Genomic DNA, 15,572 nt, shown 5'->3' on the forward strand with positions numbered 1-15,572 from the left:
GGTTCCCTGGCTTTCAATGCAACGATCAGTCGCGGAAGTTGTTGAATTGCAACGGCATGCCCGAATCGTAGGCACGCAGCGCTGCGATGGCTTCTTGCAGGTCGTCGCGCTTCTTGCCGGTCACCCGCACCTGCTCGCCCTGAATGGCGGCCTGGACCTTGAGCTTGGCTTCCTTGATGTGAGCGACGATTTTCTTCGCCAGCTCCTTGTCGATGCCTTCACGCAGGATGACTTCCTGCTTCATCAATTTGCCGGAAGCATAAGCGTCCTTGATCTCGAGGCACTTCGCGTCGATCTTGCGTTTGACCAGCGCCAGCTTGAGGATTTCGATCATGGCCTCCAGCTGGAAGTCTGCTTCTGCAGTCAGCGTGACAGTCAGTTCCTTGAACTCGAACGTGCCTTTGCCTTTGAGGTCGTAGCGACGGTCCAGCTCTTTGATGGCGTTGTCGACGGCATTCGTGACTTCGTGTTTATCCAATTCGGACACTACGTCGAACGAGGGCATGTATGTTCTCCAGATAAACGGCGTGCGCACAATTCGGGCACGCATGACTTGACGGTGTGAAAGAACGCTCATTATAACGAGACTTTTCCGGCGTTCACTGTGAGCCTTCCATGCACATCCTTGTTTTCACCTTCTGCAGACCGCTTCAGCGCCATAACGTGCCGCTGTGATGGCGGTGACATGGCATGTTCTCGGTGCGGGCAGCCTGGGCAGTCTCTGGGCGACGCGACTGGCACGCGCGAATCTGCCGGTTCGGTTGATCCTTCGCAACGCGGATCGGCTGGCCGCCTATCAAGCCAATGGCAGCAGCGTGACGCTGGTCGAAAACGATATCGCCCATGCGTACCCGGTCGAAGCACAGACCGCCGACCATCAACAACCTATCGAACGGCTGCTGGTGGCCTGCAAGGCTTACGAGGCCGAGCAGGCTGTCGCTCAGCTGGCTCCGCGATTGACGGCGCAGGCCGACGTCATCCTGTTGCAGAACGGCCTGGGCAGCCAGGACGCTGTGGCGGCGCAAATCCCCCACGCGCGCTGCCTGTTTGCCTCCAGCACCGAAGGCGCGTTTCTGGAGTCCGACTGGCGCGTCAGGTTCGCTGGCCACGGTTTCAACTGGCTGGGTGATGTATCCGACCCGACAGCCCCCGCGCTTCTACAGGATTTGCACGACAGTGGCATTCCCCACGAATGGACGCCGGACATCCTGACTCGACTGTGGCGCAAGCTGGCAATCAACTGCGCGATCAACCCGCTGACGGTCCTGCACGACTGCCGTAATGGTGGCCTGCTCGAGCACCCCTGCGAGGTCGCCACGCTGTGCGCCGAGCTGAGCGATCTGCTGGGCCGCTGCAGCCAGCCGGCGGCTGCGCAGGAATTGCATGCGGAAGTGCTGCGGGTCATCCAGGCGACCGCCGCCAATTACTCATCCATGTACCAGGATGTGCTTCACGGGCGACGCACCGAAGTCAGCTACCTGCTGGGTTACGCATGCGCAGTCGCAGCGCGTCATGGCTGCCCGGCACCGCACCTGCAGCATTTGCAGACGCGTCTCACAGCTCATCTGGCAAGCAAGGGTTTGCGTACCGACTAGCCCGCGCTACCCTGCTCGCATCACCCGTCACTGCGACTTGCCCAATGCCCTTGCGCCAACGCCTGGAAAACCTGCCGGTAGGTCAGAAACTGCTGGCTGCCCTGCTGGTCCTGATGACCACTGTACTGCTGGTCGCCAACCTGACCTTCATCAGCGCGGCCTACTACATCTCTCAGGAGGCGATGGCTCCACAGGCCCTGCAGACCATCGGTCGGCTGATCAGCAGCGCCAACCTCAACGAGCGGGCCCTGTACTCGCCGAACGAGGCACGCGCGCTGCTCAAGGAGCTGAGAAGCTACGGGCCGTTGCGTGCCGCAGCCCTGTATGACAACAACGGCGAGCGGCTTGAACAGATGCATCAGGGCGAAAGTCTAGAGCTGCCCAAGCACTTCAAAGACATGGACAGCTGGCGCCTGACCGAATTTCGCAGCACGCAGGTCATTACCGTACCGAAAGGCGACGAGCCGCCAGGGCATCTGCTGCTGGTTGCCAGTAGCGAGCTGCCTCCTGCGTTCTACACCGGTACGCTGACCGCCAGCCTGGGCATTCTCGTGTTCAGCGTGTTGCTGTGGCTGGTGGTGGCGCGGCAGATTCGGCGCCTGATTACTGAACCCATTTACCAACTGGAAGAATTGTCCCGGCAGGTGACCCGCGAAGAGAACTACGCACTCCGCGCAGAACCCGGTAACGAGGATGAAATCGGCAGCCTGGCCGAGGCGTTCAACACCATGCTGTCGCGTATCGAAGCACGCGAACAGCAACTCAAGCGCGCGCGCGACGATTCGCAGGAAGCCTACGATCAGGCTCAGGGGCTGGCCGAGGAAACCCGCCACACCAACCGCAAGCTGGAGCTGGAAGTCCAGGTGCGCAGCAAGATCGAGAAGAAGCTCACCGGCTTCCAGAACTACCTCAACAGCATCATTGACTCGATGCCCTCGGCGATGATCGCACTGGACGAACAGCTGTACGTCACCCAGTGGAATCAGGAGGCGACGGCATTGTCCGGGACGACCCTGGACGAAGCGCTGAACCAGCCGATCTTCCTGGCCTTCGAGCCGATGCGCTCGTTTCTGCCGCAGATCAAGCACACTGTCGAGCGCCACAGCGTGACCAAGATCGAGCGCGTGACCTGGATCAAAAATGACGAGTCCCGCCACTACGCGCTGACGTTCTACCCATTGACCGGCGATGCCGGGCGCGGCGTGGTGATCCGGATCGATGACATCACCCAGCGCATATCGCTGGAAGAAATGATGGTGCAGTCGGAAAAAATGCTGTCCGTCGGCGGTCTGGCAGCAGGCATGGCGCATGAGATCAACAACCCGCTGGGCGCCATTCTGCACAACGTGCAGAACATCCGCCGGCGGCTGTCTCCGGAGCTGCCGAAGAACATCGAGCAGGCCGAGGCCGACGGCGTCGATCTGGCGCAGGTCAACCATTACCTGGAAAGCCGCGAAGTGCCGAAACTGCTCGACGGCATTCAGCAGGCCGGTGCCAGGGCTGCAAAAATTGTCAGCCACATGCTCAATTTCAGCCGCCTGAGCAGTCGTCAGTTATCGCCCTGTGACTTGCCGGCCTTGATCGATCAGGCCGTGGAGATCGCCAGTAACGACTTCGATCTGACCATCGGTTTCGACTTCAAGGGCCAGCACATCATCCGTCAGTTCGACCCCGAACTGGGCCCGGTGCCGTGCATTGCCAACGAGCTGGAGCAGGTGCTGCTGAACCTGCTGAAGAACGCCGCGCAGGCCATCCACCAGCGGCCGGAGAGCGAAGAGCCCGGGCGCATTACCCTGCGCACGCGCCTCAATCCGCCGTGGGCCGAGATTCAGGTCGAGGACAACGGCATCGGCATGTCGGAGAACATCCGCAAGCGTACGTTCGAGCCGTTTTTCACCACCAAGGAAATCGGCCAGGGCACCGGACTGGGCCTGTCGGTGTCCTACTTCATTGTCACCAACAACCACAAAGGCCAGATGGAGGTACATTCCTCTCTCGGCACAGGCACCTGCTTTACGCTGCGTCTACCGCTGGTGGCCAACCAGGTGAGCGTTCAGCAGCAGGTCATTTCAAAATCCTGATCAGGAATCGCATCAATGGGCTTTCGTTTGTCGAAGATTTACACGCGTACCGGCGATGCCGGTGAAACCGGTCTGGGCGATGGCCGTCGGGTCTCCAAGGATCATCCGCGCGTCGAGGCCATCGGTGAGGTCGATACGCTCAATAGCCAGCTGGGGCTATTGCTGGCGGGGCTGATCGATGAAGCTCAGCGCGTCCCGGCGCTCAAGGAAGTGATCGAAGTACTTGCACCCTGCCAGCACCGACTGTTCGATCTGGGCGGCGAACTGGCCATGCCGACCTACAAGGCGCTGAACGAAGCCGAGGTCGAGCGACTGGAGGCCGCTATTGATGTCTGGAATGAGGAGTTGGGGCCACTGGAAAATTTCATTTTGCCAGGCGGTTCATCGCTGATCGCCCAAGCGCACATCTGCCGTAGCCTGGCGCGCAGTGCCGAACGTCGCTGTCAGCATCTGAATGCCGTCGAGCCGCTGGAAGGCGCAGGGCTGGCGTACATCAACAGGCTGTCGGACTTGCTGTTCGTCGCAGCCCGATTGATCGCCAGAAGACAGGGCATTGCAGAGATCCTTTGGCAGCCCGCACCCAAGCCGGTTTGATGGGCATATCCATTAAACGGAGCAGCACAGAGGACATCCTCACGCCAGCGTCCTGTCGTTAGGTATAGGTCTTGTGGGAGTGAGCGAGGCGGGCTCACGAAGACATCGGTCCAGACGCCCCATTTTCAGGGGTTTTACTCGCCTCTTCGCGAGCAAGCTCGCTCCCACGGCCTGCGGCCAGAATCAAGAGCAGATTTGTGTATAACGCTAGTTAATCTGCGTGGGCATGCCGTTCTGGACGCTCTGCGTCCTCTGCTGAGCGTCAGACGATCTCGTCAGGCCAGAACGCGCGAATCCCGGCCACGCCCTGTGCGCCGCTTTCCCAGGCCTGTTGACGCTCGGCAGGGCCTACGCCGCCCAGCAGAAAGACCGGCCTGTTGAAATCTGCAATCAGTTGCGTTGCCTGCGGCCAGCCCAGCGGTTGCGCATCGGGGTGAGTCAAGGTTGGCTGAACGGGCGACAGGGTGACGAAATCCACGCCCATCTGCTCTGCCAGTGCCAGCTCTTCGGCGTTATGGCATGACGCCGCCAGCCAGCGGTTCTCAGGGAACGGACGCCCGCGACTGGCGTACTTGCGCAGTTGCTCCGCCGTCAGGTGCCAGCCGGCGGACGGAAAGTCGCCCAGCCACTCCAGAGGCCCTTTGAGCATGAGCTGCGCCTTACCGGCACACAGGCCCGCCGCATCCACGGCCAGGTCACGGTACTTGGGGTCGTAACCACCCGGCGCACGCAACTGGACCAGCTTGATGCCGCCTGCGATGGCTTTCTGCATGCCGCGCAACAGCTCGATATTGTCCAGCCCCTCAGGGGTGATCAGGTACTCGCCGGGCAAACGTGCCGCCGCGACGATCGGCTGATTGGCGGCCGGAAAGTCATAATTGGCCAGCTCACGCGGGCTGGCCCAGACCAGCGGCTGCCCTTCTGCACCATGCGCCTGGCCAGTGAAGGCCGAGACTTCCCAGACGTCCAGGAGCACCTGCTTGTCCGGATAGTCGTGACAGACCTTGATCAGCGGACGTGCCGTCGTCACCAGGATGCCCAGCTCTTCCTGCAATTCACGTGCGAGCGCGGCCTGGACAGTCTCGCCCTCCTCGACCTTGCCGCCAGGAAACTCCCAGAGGCCGCCTTGATGCTGAGTGTCGGCACGTCGGGCAATCAATACGCTGCCGTCAGCGCCACGAATGACGGCGGCGGCCACATGAACTCGTTTCACGATCAGGACTCCTCCAGACCGGCCTGCTGCCAGCGTTTGAAGGCAGGCCACTGGTAAATGGTTTCGATGTACTTAAGCGCTTCTTCAGGCAGTTCGACACGGTAACTGCGCAAGCGAATGGCTACCGGGGCGAAGAACGCGTCGGCAATGCTTGGCTTACCGAACAGAAACGGACCGTTTTCGGCCGCCGCAGTGCGGCATTCGGCCCACAGTTCGACGATACGGTCGATGTCGTTCTGGGTATCGACCGGAATCACTTCCAGCGCCTGATCCTGGCGCAGGTCCATCGGCATGTTCGAACGCAGGCTGACAAAGCCGCTGTGCATCTGCGCGCAGGCAGAACGTGCCTGGGCACGCGCAGCGGTATCACTCGGCCACAGGCCAGCGTCCGGAAAACGTTCGACCAGGTATTCGCAAATGGCCAGCGAATCGATGATCGTGCCGTGCCCGCACTGCAGCGCAGGGACCTTGCCGGTGGGCGAGTACTTGAGAATGTTCGCGCGGGTGTCAGGCTGGTTCAGGCGGATGACCTGATCGGTGAACGGAGCACCGGTCATTTCCAGCACCAGCCAGGGACGCAGCGACCAGGAGGAGTAGCGTTTGTCGCCGATAATCAGATGCAGGCTCATGGTTCAGCTCCATTGAGCCCGGCGCGAAGACAGGATGCCGGCGCGCCGGGCATTGAATCAGGTGCGATATTCCGCGTTGATCTTCACGTACTCGTGAGAAAGATCGGTAGTCCAGATCGTTTCGCTGCAATCGCCGCGGCCCAGCTCGATACGGATGGTGATTTCTTCTTCGGCCATTACCGCCGAGCCCTGCTCTTCTGTGTAGGTAGTGGCGCGGCAACCCTGGCTGGCGATGCACACGCCCCCCAGGAATACGTCGATCTTGCTCACGTCCAGATCCGGCACACCGGCACGGCCGACAGCCGCCAGGATACGTCCCCAGTTCGGGTCGGAGGCGAACAGCGCGGTCTTGATCAGCGGCGAGTGGGCCACGGCATAACCGACGTCCAGGCATTCCTGATGATTGCCACCACCGTTGACTTCAACGGTCACGAACTTGGTCGCACCTTCTCCGTCACGCACAATGGCCTGAGCGACTTCCATGCACACATCGAACACCGCTTTCTTCAACGCCTCGAACAACGGGCCTGTGGCCTCGGTGATTTCCGGCAGATCAGCCTGACCGGTGGCGATCAACATGCAGCAATCGTTGGTCGAAGTGTCGCCATCGATGGTGATGCGGTTGAACGACTTGTTGGCGCCGTCACGAATCAGGTCCTGAAGCACGCTCTGCGCCACTTTGGCGTCGGTGGCGATGTAACCGAGCATGGTCGCCATGTTCGGGCGAATCATGCCTGCACCCTTGCTGATGCCGGTCACAGTGACGGTCACGCCGTCATGGCTGAACTGACGGCTGGCGCCTTTGGGCAGGGTGTCGGTGGTCATGATGCCGGTCGCCGCTGCGGCCCAGTTATCCACAGACAGATCATCCAGCGCGGCTTGCAGAGCGCCTTCGATCTTTTCCACAGGCAACGGCTCACCGATCACGCCCGTCGAGTAGGGCAGCACCGCCGAAGCATCGACGCCGGTCAGTTGCGCCAGCTTTTCGCAGGTACGCCGCGCCGCCACAAGACCTGGTTCGCCCGTGCCCGCATTGGCATTGCCAGTGTTGGTCAGCAAATAACGCACGGTGCCCTGGACACGTTGCCTGGCCAGAATGACCGGCGCAGCGCAGAACGCATTCAAGGTGAATACGCCGGCTACGCTGGAGCCTTCGGCACAGCGCATGACCACGACATCCTTGCGCCCCGGGCGTTTGATGCCGGCAGAAGAAATGCCAAGTTCAAAACCGGGAACCGGGTGCAACGCAGGCAAAGGACCAAGACCAACAGCCATCGGGGTGCTCCTCATGGAGTGTGGCGCCGTCCGCATCGGTACGGCGATCAATGAAAAAACGCCGCGACGGGCAAGCCGGTCGCGGCGCAGGTATTACACAGTCAAAGGCTTAGTTGATCTGGCCGTGACAGTGCTTGAATTTCTTGCCCGAACCACACCAGCACAGCTCGTTGCGGCCCAGTTTCTGGTCGTTGCGAACCGGCTCGGATGCAACGGCAACAGGCGCTTCGCCACCCTCTTCATCGAGAAGCGGCTGCTCGATGCCCGGTGCCGGCGCGTGTTCGAACTGCATACGACTGGCCAGCTCTTCGGCATCCTGACGCAGGCGTGCTTCTTCTTCCTCTGGATCTTCGCGGCGAACCTGAACATGCGAGAGCACACGGATGGTGTCGCGCTTGATCGAATCGAGCAATTCCTGGAACAGCGTGAAGGACTCGCGCTTGTATTCCTGCTTCGGGTTCTTCTGAGCGTAGCCGCGCAGGTGGATACCGTGACGCAGGTGGTCCATGGTCGACAGGTGATCTTTCCACAGGTCGTCCAGCACACGCAGGAGGATCTGCTTCTCGAAGGAGCGCAGGGCTTCGGCGCTGGCCTGGTCTTCCTTCTCGTTGTACGCCACCAGCAACTGCGCCATGATTTTTTCGCGCAGGCTGTCTTCGTGCAGGTTGTCGTCTTCGTCGAGCCACTGCTGGATCGGCAGTTGCACCGCGAAGTCGGTATTGAGCGCCGATTCCAGGCCGGCAACATTCCACTGCTCCGGCAGGGACTGTGGCGGAATATGCTGGATGATCAGGTTGTTGAGCACTTCCTCGCGGAAGTCGGCAATGGTCTCGCCAATGTTCTCGGCGGCCAGCAACGTGTTACGCATGTGATAAATCACTTTACGCTGTTCGTTGGCCACGTCATCGAATTCAAGCAACTGTTTGCGGATGTCGAAGTTGCGACCTTCCACCTTGCGCTGCGCTTTTTCGATGGCGTTGGTCACCATGCGATGCTCGATGGCCTCACCGGACTGCATGCCCAGCGCCTTCATGAAGTTCTTCACCCGGTCAGAGGCAAAGATGCGCATCAGGCTGTCTTCGAGCGACAGGTAGAAACGGCTGGAGCCGGTGTCGCCCTGACGGCCGGCACGACCGCGCAGCTGGTTGTCGATACGGCGCGATTCGTGACGCTCGGAAGCGATGACGTGCAGGCCGCCCGCTTCGATCACCTGCTGATGGCGCTTCTGCCAGTCAGCCTTGATTTGCGCGATCTGCTCGGGAGTCGGGTCTTCCAGATTGGCGACCTCGACCTCCCAGTTGCCGCCCAGCAGGATGTCGGTACCACGACCGGCCATGTTGGTGGCGATGGTCAACGCACCAGGTCGACCGGCCTGCGCAATGATTTCCGCTTCCTTTTCGTGGAACTTGGCGTTCAGAACCTTGTGCTCGATGCCTTCCTTGTTGAGCAGGCTGGACATGTGCTCGGACGTTTCGATGGTCGCCGTACCGACCAGCACCGGACGGTTTTCCGCGATGCAGGCCTTGATGTCGGTGACGATGGCGGCGTACTTCTCTTCCGCCGTCAGGTAGACCAGGTCGTTGAAGTCCTTACGCGCCAAAGGCTTGTTCGGCGGGATGACCATGACGGCCAGGTTGTAGATCTGGTGAAATTCGAACGCTTCGGTGTCGGCCGTACCGGTCATGCCGGACAGCTTGTTGTACAGACGGAAGTAGTTCTGGAACGTGGTCGATGCCAGGGTCTGGCTTTCAGCCTGGATGTTCAGACCTTCCTTGGCTTCGATGGCCTGGTGCAGACCTTCGGACAGACGACGGCCCGGCATGGTACGGCCGGTGTGTTCGTCGACCAGCAGCACCTGACCGTCCGAAACGATGTATTCGACGTTGCGATTGAACAGCTTGTGCGCACGCAGACCGGCATAGACGTGGGTCAGCAGGCCCAGGTTATGCGCCGAGTAGAGGCTCTCGCCTTCAGCCAGCAGGCCGACTTCGGTGAGCATTTCTTCGATGAACTGGTGACCGGCTTCGTTCAGCTCGACCTGACGGGTTTTCTCGTCGACGGTGAAATGACCCGGCTTGGTGACTTCGCCTTCTACTTCCTCGATATGCTGCTCGAGCTTGGGGATCAGGCGGTTGATTTCGGTGTACAGCTTGGAGCTGTCTTCAGCCTGACCGGAGATGATCAGCGGCGTACGCGCTTCGTCGATCAGAATCGAGTCGACTTCGTCGATCACGGCAAAATTGAGTTCACGCTGGAACTTGTCGTCCATGCTGAACGCCATGTTGTCGCGCAGGTAATCGAAACCGTATTCGTTGTTGGTGCCGTACGTGATATCGGCAGCGTAGGCGGCGCGCTTCTCTTCTGGCGGCTGGAATGGCGTGACGATGCCTACGGTCAGGCCGAGGAATTCGTACAGCGGACGCATCCAGTTGGCATCGCGGCGCGCGAGGTAGTCGTTCACGGTAACGACGTGAACGCCCTTGCCGGACAATGCGTTGAGGTAGACAGCCAGCGTACCGACCAGGGTTTTACCTTCACCGGTGCGCATTTCCGCGATCTGACCTTCGTGCAGAGTCATGCCGCCGATCAACTGAACGTCGAAGTGGCGCATGCCCATGACGCGCTTGCCCGCTTCACGAGCGACAGCAAAGGCTTCCGGAAGCAATTGATCGAGGGTCTCGCCTTTGGCTATGCGGGCCTTGAACTCTTCGGTCTTGGCGCGCAGTTGCTCGTCCGAAAGGGCCACCATTTGCTCTTCGAAGGCATTGACGATCTGTACCGTCTTGAGCATGCGTTTTACTTCACGCTCGTTCTTGCTTCCAAAAAGTTTTTTCAACAAAGGCGCAAACATATCGACAGGATCTTCCACACATAGGAATGGAGGGCGGCCCCGTGAGTCGCCCGTGCAGCCCAGATGGCCGCATGCGAACGAGCATTCTACCCGGAAACGATGGTGAGGAAAGTGGCGTTATTCCACGATGCTGGCACAGCGCTGTGACGGGGCAGGTTTACAATGGGGCCATTTTCAAGCACTTCAACCCGTTAGCCGGGGAAGTTACTCATTGATTTGCCTATGAAAGCACGGAAATGCCCTGAAAAGCAGCCGTCAGAACGCTTTCTGTTAAGATGTTCATCTTGTTACCCAGGCATCCCTCCATGGCCTTTCGTCCTCTGAACGCCCGCCCGCCCGCGGTTTTGCTGCGTGAAGCCAAGCCCCTGAAGGCTATATTTCGCCACGCTGAGCGATTGAGCCACTTGCAGCGCCTGCTCGAAAGCCAGCTGCAGCCTGCGGCCCGCGAGCATTGTCGCGTGGCATCGTGGCGCGAAGGTACCTTGTTGCTGATCGTGACGGATGGTCATTGGGCCACGCGCCTGCGCTACCAGCAGAAACGCCTGCACCGGCAAATGATGGCTTTTGACGAATTCATCAACCTGACCCGCATTGTGTTCAAGGTGCAGCCGCCTGAAGCGCCACGCGGAGCCGCCACGCACACGATCGACCTGTCGGCAGTGGCTGCCGAAAACATTCAGGCCACCGCTGAAGGCATCACCGATCCGCGCTTGCGTGCCGCACTGGAACGGCTGGCCAGCCATGCGAAGGACAGGAAGTAACCCTGCCTGATCGCTGCACGACCTCCGCGAGCACTGACCTTCCCTGAAAAAAAACCATAAAAAAAGGCCACCCGAGGGCAGCCTTTAAAAAACAAAAGGAAAGAGAGTAAAGCTTGCTTACACCGCCGCGACAGGACGCATGTAAGAAATAGGTGCCGTACTGGCATCCTCGAAAGTCACCACTTCCCAAGCGTCTTTCTGCTCGATCAACGTGCGCAGCAGACGGTTGTTCAGTGCATGCCCCGATTTGAAACCCCGGAACTCACCAATCAGGCTGTTGCCCAGCAGGTAGAGGTCACCGATGGCGTCGAGGATTTTGTGTTTGACGAATTCGTCCTCGTACCGCAGGCCGTCCTCGTTCAGTACACCGTCCTTGTCGACCACGATGGCGTTTTCCACGCTGCCGCCGAGTGCGAGGTTGTGCTTGCGCAGGTACTCGATATCACTCATGAACCCGAAGGTCCGGGCACGGCTGACTTCCTTCACGAAGGAAGTGCTGGAAAAATCCACGCTTGCACTTTGTGTGCGGTCACGGAAGACGGGGTGATCGAAATCGATCTCGAAACTGACCTTGAACCCTTCGAAAGGCACGAAGGTAGCGCGTTTACCGCCCTCCTCCACTGTGACTTCACGCAGGATACGGATGAATTTCTTCGGCTCGTCCTGTTCTTCCAGGCCTGCCGATTGAATCAGGAATACGAAAGGGCCTGCGCTGCCGTCCATGATAGGAACTTCGGAGGCAGAGAGCTCGACGTAGGCGTTATCGATGCCAAGGCCAGCCATGGCCGAAAGCAAGTGTTCTACCGTGTCGACTTTGACATCACCATTGACCAGAGTGGTCGACAGAGTGGTGTCACCGACGTTTTCCGCACGCGCAGGGATCTGCACGACGGGATCAAGGTCAGCTCGGCAAAACACAATGCCGGTATTCACAGGTGCAGGCTTGAGGGTCAGGTAAACCTTCTCCCCGGAGTGCAGGCCTACACCTGTGGCACGGATAATATTTTTCAGGGTGCGTTGTTTAATCATGGCATGGGCCGCTTCAGCGCAAGTTGCGAACTGGTATCAACAAAGGCTGGCGATGATAGCAGACCATGCCTTTGCTGAACACCAATCACCCTAATACCCCTGATACATTTCATCAATCGGCCTGACGACGCAGGAAAGCCGGGATGTCCAGGTAATCAAGATCATCGTTAGGGTTCATCTTCGCCGCGGCTGTAGCGCCTGCGTGTGCCTGGTTGCGCATCACGGTAGGACGATCCAGGTCACGGTAGTTGACCGACGGTGCTTCCTGGCGGGACGCCTGCTGTGCAGGAGCCTGCTGGGTGGTCTGCAGCGTGTTGTCGATGACCTTGACAGGTTTCTCGATTTTCGCGCCCAGGCCGGTGGCAACCACGGTTACGTGCAACTCGTCACGCATGTCCGGATCGATAACGGTACCGACCTTGACCATCGCGTGCTCGGAAGCGAACGCTTCGATGATGCTACCCACGTCCGAGTACTCACCCAGAGACAGGTCAGGACCGGCGGTGATGTTGACCAGGATGCCGCGAGCGCCCTGCAGGTTGACGTCTTCGAGCAACGGGTTGCGGATGGCCGCTTCGGTCGCTTCACGTGCACGGTTAGGACCGCTGGCGCAGCCAGTGCCCATCATCGCCATGCCCATTTCGCTCATCACGGTACGCACGTCGGCGAAGTCGACGTTGATCATGCCCGGACGCTTGATGATGTCGGAGATACCACGAACGGCACCGGCCAGTACATCGTCAGCCTTGGCGAAAGCCGACAGCAAGCTGGCGTCTTTACCGAGGATGGTCAGCAGCTTCTCGTTGGGGATGGTGATCAACGAATCGACGCTTTCGGACAGCATGCGGATGCCTTCATCGGCGATCTGCATACGCTTGCGACCTTCGAACGGAAACGGACGGGTCACAACTGCGACCGTCAGAATGCCCATTTCCTTGGCCACTTCAGCAATGATCGGTGCTGCACCGGTACCGGTACCGCCGCCCATGCCAGTGGTGATGAAAACCATGTTGGTGCCCTGCAGAACCTCTGCAATGCGCTCACGATCTTCCAGTGCGGCCTGACGACCGACTTCAGGGTTGGCGCCAGCGCCAAGACCCTTGGTCACGCCGGTGCCCAGTTGCAGAATGGTCCGCGCGCCGATGTTTTTCAGCGCTTGAGCATCGGTGTTGGCGCAAATGAATTCCACGCCTTCGATGTTGCTCTTGACCATGTGATTGACAGCGTTGCCGCCACCACCGCCTACGCCGATAACTTTGATAACCGGGCTTTGCGGGACGTTGTCTACGAGTTCGAACATTTTCTCTCTCCTTCCGCTTTCTAGTTAGTTTTGCCTACTGCCTGCCGATATTGCTGGTGAAGCCCTGAATCTGAAGCTGTGAAACCGTTAAACGTTGAAACTTAGAAATTTCCCTGCACCCAACGCTTGATACGCTCAAGCACCGGTGCCTTGGTTTCGTCGCTGTAACTGCTGTTGCCGACAATCCCGGACAGCGAAATGCCATCCGATTGTTTTTGCAGCCCGTACATCAACAGGCCTACGCCGGTTGAGTAGATCGGGTTGCGCACGACATCAGCGAGCCCTTTGACGCTGTGCGGTACGCCCAGGCGGACCGGCATGTGGAAGATTTCCTCGGCCAGTTCGACCGCACCTTCCATTTTCGCTGTGCCCCCGGTCAGCACGATGCCGGCCGGGATCAGATCTTCGTAGCCGCTGCGGCGCAGTTCGGCCTGGATCAGGGTGAACAGCTCGTCGTAACGAGGCTCTACCACTTCGGCCAGGGCCTGACGCGACAGCTCGCGAGGTGGACGGTCGCCCACGCTCGGCACTTTGATGGTTTCGCCTGCACCGGCCAGCTTGGCCAGCGCACAGGCATAACGAATCTTGATTTCTTCGGCGTACTGGGTCGGAGTGCGCAACGCCATGGCGATGTCGTTGGTCACCTGGTCGCCCGCAATCGGGATGACCGCCGTGTGGCGAATGGCGCCTTCGGTGAAGATCGCGATGTCGGTGGTGCCGCCACCGATATCCACCAGACAGACACCCAGTTCTTTCTCGTCATCGGTCAGCACGGAATACGCCGAGGCCAGTTGCTCGAGAATGATGTCGTCGACTTCCAGACCGCAGCGACGTACGCACTTTTCGATGTTCTGCGCCTCATTCACCGCACAGGTCACCACATGAACCTTGGCTTCCAGACGTACGCCGGACATGCCCAGAGGCTCACGCACGCCTTCCTGGTTATCGATCACGTAATCCTGAGGCAGGGTGTGCAGCACACGCTGGTCGGCAGGAATGGCCACCGCCTGAGCAGCATCGAGCACACGCTCCAGGTCCGCAGCGCTGACTTCGCGATCACGAATCGCCACAATGCCGTGCGAGTTCAGGCTGCGAATGTGGCTGCCTGCAACGCCCACGAATGCCGAGTGAATACGGCAGCCGGCCATCAATTGCGCTTCTTCGATTGCGCGCTGGATCGACTGCACGGTCGATTCGATATTCACCACCACGCCCTTCTTCAGGCCGCGGGAGGGATGGGTACCGATACCCACGATTTCCAGCGAGCCATCGGCCGCGACTTCGCCTACCAGTGCCACCACCTTGGAGGTACCGATATCCAGCCCGACGATCATTTTGCCGCTTTGCACATTTGCCATGGTCCTGCCTCTTATCAATTCTTCGCGACGGCGGGTTTTTCCGTCGCCGGCGCTGCCTGTTCGCGCCAACCGACCGCAAGGCCGTTGGAGTAACGCAAGTCGACGCGCGCGATATTCGTTATTTGGTCTTTCAGCGTTTTGTCGTAAATCGCGATGAAGCGGCGCATTTTTTCGACAAGGTGGTCGCGTCCAAGCAACAACTCGATACCCGGGCCAGCACTACCGGCACCTGTGGTCAGGAACCAGCTGCCACGCTCGCGCAGTTCCAGGCGCACGATGGAGAAGCCCAGCGGGCGCAACATCTGACTCAACACCTGATACTGCTGCATCACCTGCTGCTGGGCCCGCTGCGGGCCGAACAACTGGGGAAGATGTTCGTAATTGGACAGTTCACGCGGTGTGAAAGCCTGCCCCTGGTTATTCAACAGCGCTTCATCGCCCCAACGGGCGACCGGCAACTGCTCTTCAAGACGAATCACTACCTGATCCGGCCATACACGACGGACCTCGGCGTGCGCGATCCATGGCATCTGCTCAAGCTCGGTGCGCATGGCAGCCAGATCGATCTTGAAAAAGCTCGACGCCACATAAGGCGCAATCCGCTGCTGCACAGCCTGCTGGCTGATGTAACTCAAATCGCCCTGCACGTTGATGCGGGTAATCGGGCGGTCGGCGTACGGCAGCAGACGCTGTGCTGCCTCATAAGTACCGAAGCCCAGAACCACCAACAGCACAGGCCAGAGCAGACGCTTCAGAAAACTGAAGTTGGCCTTGGGCAGGCGCGCCGACAAGGGCTCCTTGGCCACCATACGGCTGGCGCCGCGCGGCACCGGCTTGTTGCGGCCGGGTGCAGGTGGCTGAGGACGTGTCGACGGGCCGTACATGC

The 15,572-nt window shown here is 59.7% G+C and carries 13 protein-coding genes; 4 read left to right on the forward strand and 9 right to left on the reverse strand.

Going from position 1 to position 15,572, the window contains the following annotated elements; translation table 11 throughout:
* Positions 1-25 precede the first annotated feature (25 nt).
* On the reverse strand, positions 26-505 hold the full coding sequence (locus tag V476_RS05665) for a YajQ family cyclic di-GMP-binding protein (protein ID WP_003304827.1): 480 nt from the start codon (positions 503-505) through the stop codon (positions 26-28).
* Between the two features lie 169 nt (positions 506-674).
* Between V476_RS05665 and V476_RS05670 the strand changes: the two genes are divergently transcribed.
* From V476_RS05670 to V476_RS05680, 3 genes are read left to right on the forward strand one after another with little or no spacing between them, the layout of a single operon-like run.
* Positions 675-1,595 (forward strand): putative 2-dehydropantoate 2-reductase, encoded by a 921-nt coding sequence (locus V476_RS05670; RefSeq protein WP_024959695.1) that lies wholly within the window; start codon positions 675-677, stop codon positions 1,593-1,595.
* Positions 1,596-1,639: 44 nt separating this feature from the next.
* Positions 1,640-3,676, forward strand: a complete 2,037-nt coding sequence (locus V476_RS05675; RefSeq protein WP_003313532.1) for a sensor histidine kinase — start codon at positions 1,640-1,642, stop codon at positions 3,674-3,676.
* 15 nt (positions 3,677-3,691) lie between these two features.
* On the forward strand, positions 3,692-4,270 hold the full coding sequence (locus tag V476_RS05680) for a cob(I)yrinic acid a,c-diamide adenosyltransferase (protein WP_003313533.1): 579 nt from the start codon (positions 3,692-3,694) through the stop codon (positions 4,268-4,270).
* A gap of 262 nt (positions 4,271-4,532) precedes the next feature.
* Here the strand turns inward: V476_RS05680 and V476_RS05685 are convergent, their stop codons facing one another.
* The 4 genes from V476_RS05685 to secA form a co-directional block, all read right to left on the reverse strand.
* Positions 4,533-5,483 (reverse strand): Nudix family hydrolase, encoded by a 951-nt coding sequence (locus V476_RS05685; protein WP_024959694.1) that lies wholly within the window; start codon positions 5,481-5,483, stop codon positions 4,533-4,535.
* Between the two features lie 2 nt (positions 5,484-5,485).
* On the reverse strand, positions 5,486-6,112 hold the full coding sequence (locus V476_RS05690; protein WP_024959693.1) for a glutathione S-transferase family protein: 627 nt from the start codon (positions 6,110-6,112) through the stop codon (positions 5,486-5,488).
* Between the two features lie 57 nt (positions 6,113-6,169).
* Complete coding sequence (gene argJ, locus V476_RS05695) at positions 6,170-7,387, reverse strand: bifunctional glutamate N-acetyltransferase/amino-acid acetyltransferase ArgJ (RefSeq protein WP_024959692.1); 1,218 nt, start codon at positions 7,385-7,387, stop codon at positions 6,170-6,172.
* A gap of 109 nt (positions 7,388-7,496) precedes the next feature.
* The gene (secA, locus tag V476_RS05700; protein WP_003313539.1) at positions 7,497-10,238 is read right to left on the reverse strand and encodes a preprotein translocase subunit SecA; all 2,742 of its coding nucleotides are present in this window, start codon (positions 10,236-10,238) and stop codon (positions 7,497-7,499) included.
* A gap of 305 nt (positions 10,239-10,543) precedes the next feature.
* Between secA and V476_RS05705 the strand changes: the two genes are divergently transcribed.
* Positions 10,544-10,999 (forward strand): DUF721 domain-containing protein, encoded by a 456-nt coding sequence (locus tag V476_RS05705; protein WP_003313540.1) that lies wholly within the window; start codon positions 10,544-10,546, stop codon positions 10,997-10,999.
* A gap of 117 nt (positions 11,000-11,116) precedes the next feature.
* Here the strand turns inward: V476_RS05705 and lpxC are convergent, their stop codons facing one another.
* The 4 genes from lpxC to V476_RS05725 all read right to left on the reverse strand — a co-directional run bounded on the left by lpxC (position 11,117) and on the right by V476_RS05725 (position 15,570).
* Complete coding sequence (gene lpxC, locus V476_RS05710; RefSeq protein WP_003364012.1) at positions 11,117-12,028, reverse strand: UDP-3-O-acyl-N-acetylglucosamine deacetylase; 912 nt, start codon at positions 12,026-12,028, stop codon at positions 11,117-11,119.
* A 112-nt stretch (positions 12,029-12,140) separates the two neighbouring features.
* Positions 12,141-13,328 (reverse strand): cell division protein FtsZ, encoded by a 1,188-nt coding sequence (gene ftsZ, locus V476_RS05715; protein ID WP_002555041.1) that lies wholly within the window; start codon positions 13,326-13,328, stop codon positions 12,141-12,143.
* A 101-nt stretch (positions 13,329-13,429) separates the two neighbouring features.
* Positions 13,430-14,686 carry a cell division protein FtsA gene (gene ftsA, locus V476_RS05720; RefSeq protein WP_024959691.1) on the reverse strand — a complete coding sequence of 419 codons (1,257 nt, stop codon included), beginning with the start codon at positions 14,684-14,686 and terminating at the stop codon, positions 13,430-13,432.
* A gap of 14 nt (positions 14,687-14,700) precedes the next feature.
* Positions 14,701-15,570 (reverse strand): cell division protein FtsQ/DivIB, encoded by an 870-nt coding sequence (locus V476_RS05725; RefSeq protein ID WP_003395370.1) that lies wholly within the window; start codon positions 15,568-15,570, stop codon positions 14,701-14,703.
* Positions 15,571-15,572: the final 2 nt, after the last annotated feature.

Source organism: Pseudomonas syringae KCTC 12500 (assembly GCF_000507185.2).
Lineage (GTDB): Bacteria > Pseudomonadota > Gammaproteobacteria > Pseudomonadales > Pseudomonadaceae > Aquipseudomonas > Aquipseudomonas syringae.

Excerpts from the sequence above, each read along its gene's own strand:
- V476_RS05665 (WP_003304827.1), bottom strand. The coding sequence starts at position 505 with ATGCCCTCGTTCGACGTAGTGTCCGAATTGGATAAACACGAAGTCACG.
- V476_RS05670 (WP_024959695.1), top strand. The coding sequence starts at position 675 with ATGGCGGTGACATGGCATGTTCTCGGTGCGGGCAGCCTGGGCAGTCTC.
- V476_RS05675 (WP_003313532.1), top strand. The coding sequence starts at position 1,640 with ATGCCCTTGCGCCAACGCCTGGAAAACCTGCCGGTAGGTCAGAAACTG.
- V476_RS05680 (WP_003313533.1), top strand. The coding sequence starts at position 3,692 with ATGGGCTTTCGTTTGTCGAAGATTTACACGCGTACCGGCGATGCCGGT.
- V476_RS05690 (WP_024959693.1), bottom strand. The coding sequence starts at position 6,112 with ATGAGCCTGCATCTGATTATCGGCGACAAACGCTACTCCTCCTGGTCG.
- argJ (WP_024959692.1), bottom strand. The coding sequence starts at position 7,387 with ATGGCTGTTGGTCTTGGTCCTTTGCCTGCGTTGCACCCGGTTCCCGGT.
- secA (WP_003313539.1), bottom strand. The coding sequence starts at position 10,238 with ATGTTTGCGCCTTTGTTGAAAAAACTTTTTGGAAGCAAGAACGAGCGT.
- V476_RS05705 (WP_003313540.1), top strand. The coding sequence starts at position 10,544 with ATGGCCTTTCGTCCTCTGAACGCCCGCCCGCCCGCGGTTTTGCTGCGT.
- lpxC (WP_003364012.1), bottom strand. The coding sequence starts at position 12,028 with ATGATTAAACAACGCACCCTGAAAAATATTATCCGTGCCACAGGTGTA.
- ftsZ (WP_002555041.1), bottom strand. The coding sequence starts at position 13,328 with ATGTTCGAACTCGTAGACAACGTCCCGCAAAGCCCGGTTATCAAAGTT.
- ftsA (WP_024959691.1), bottom strand. The coding sequence starts at position 14,686 with ATGGCAAATGTGCAAAGCGGCAAAATGATCGTCGGGCTGGATATCGGT.
- V476_RS05725 (WP_003395370.1), bottom strand. The coding sequence starts at position 15,570 with ATGTACGGCCCGTCGACACGTCCTCAGCCACCTGCACCCGGCCGCAAC.